Source organism: Streptomyces chiangmaiensis (assembly GCF_036281785.1).
Taxonomy (GTDB): Bacteria; Actinomycetota; Actinomycetes; order Streptomycetales; family Streptomycetaceae; genus Streptomyces; species Streptomyces chiangmaiensis.
Genome location: NZ_JAYWVC010000514.1, coordinates 1 through 1,801 on the forward strand (window position 1 = coordinate 1; position 1,801 = coordinate 1,801).

General features: G+C 68.4%; 1 protein-coding gene. It reads left to right on the plus strand.

Annotation, left to right across the window (positions count from 1 at the left end; translation table 11 throughout):
* Positions 1-330 precede the first annotated feature (330 nt).
* Entirely contained in the window at positions 331-1,671 is a 1,341-nt protein-coding gene (locus tag VXC91_RS45085; RefSeq protein WP_329513126.1) for an IS4 family transposase, read from the plus strand.
* The last annotated feature ends 130 nt before the right edge of the window (positions 1,672-1,801 follow it).

The following is a 1,801-nucleotide window of genomic DNA, read 5'->3' on the forward strand; positions in this document are numbered from 1 at the left end:
GCTGACCGCCGTCTGGCACATCCTCACCACCAACGCCCCCTTCCACGACCTCGGCGGCGACTACTACACCCGCCACGACCCCGAACGCGCCCTGCGACGCATCACCCGCCAGGCCAACGCCCTCGGACTCACCGTCCGCTTCGAACCCATCGGAACCTAAAGACCAAGGCCGTGAAGTTATGGGTCTGGGTGTGGCCGCAAGTGGGGTCTGATCTGGAAGAACGCCGGACGCGAGAAGCGGAGCCCCGGTAGAACTGGCTGGTCCGCCAAGACAAGCCGTTCACAGCACCGGAGGCTCCGCTGTCGGGTCAGTGTGTCATCAGCCGTGAGATCGCGGTAGCCGACGGTGTCTTCGCTCCAGGGCATCTGGGCGAGTTGACGCAGATCGTGCCGTTCGAGATGGTCGACGAGGTCCTCGCCGAGTGCGGCGCTACCCAGCAGCGGCTGCGGAAACTGCCCGCCCGGGTGGTGGTCTACCTGCTGCTGGCCGCCGGGCTGTTCGAGGAGTGCGGCTACCCGGCCGTGTGGTCCAAGCTCACCGGTGCGCTGGGCAGCCTGCCTCTGCCGAAGATCACCGCGACCGGGCTGTGGCACGCCCGGTGCCGGCTGGGGGTGCGCCCGCTGCAGGCCCTGTTCGACCTGCTGCGTGGTCCGGCCAGTGCGATCCGCACCGCCGGCGCCCGCTGGGCCGGACTCCTGGTGGTCGCCATCGACGGCACGCACTTGGACGTGCCCGACGACCCGGACGTGCGGGCTCGGCTGGGCAAGGGAGCCAATCAATACACCGCCGCCTCCGGCTACCCGCAGGTCCTGCTCGTTGCCCTGGTGGCCTGCGGCACCCGCGCGGTCATCGACGTGGTCTTCGGCCCCCGCAAGCCGGGTGAACCCGTACTCGGACGCCGCCTGCTGCGCTCCCTGCACGCAGGCATGGTCGTGCTGCTGGACCGGGGATTTGCCACCAACGCCTTCCTGGAAGCCGTGGACGGCACCGGTGCCGACTTCCTGGCCCGGCTCTCCGCCGCGCGCAAGCCGCCGGTCCTGGGCCGGTTCGACGACGGCTCTTTCCTGTCCAGGATCGGCACCGTGGAGGTCCGCATCATTGAGTGCGAGATCACCATCACCACCACCGCCGGGCGGCACACTGGCGTCTACCACCTGGCCACGACCCTGCTCGATCACCGCCGCTGCCCGGCGTTCGAGCTGGTCAGGCTGTATCACGAGCGGTGGGAAGTGGAGTCCGCCTATTTCGCCATCAAGCAGTCCATGCTCGGCCGCCGCGTACTGCGGGCCCGTACTCTGCCGGGCATCGCGCAGGAGATCTACGCGCTGCTGACCGCCTATCAGGTGATCAGGATCGCCATCGCCGACAGCATCGGCACCGACCCTGGAGCCGACCCGGACCGGGCCAGCTTCAGCGTCGCCCTTCAGACCGCCCGTGACCAGGTCATCCAGGCCGCGAACGTCATCGCCGACACCACCATCGACCTCGTCGGCGCCATCGGGCGGGCGGTCCTGGAGCACCTCATGCCCGCACGCCGCCTACGCCTCAGCCCCCGCGCCGTCAAACGCCCGCTGTCCCGCTACGCGTACAAGAGCCTGCGCGTCGACCGACGCACCTACAAGGCCACCATCAGCATCGACGTCCTATTGACAGAGCCGATCAGCCCGTAACTTCACGGCCTTGACCTAAAGACAGCAGCCTGACCGACTCTCTTTTTCGGACCAGGCGTAAGACCGTCTGGGCCGGCGGCCCAGACGGTCTTACGCCCTCAACACCGTCCGGGTTCCAACCTGCCCGGAC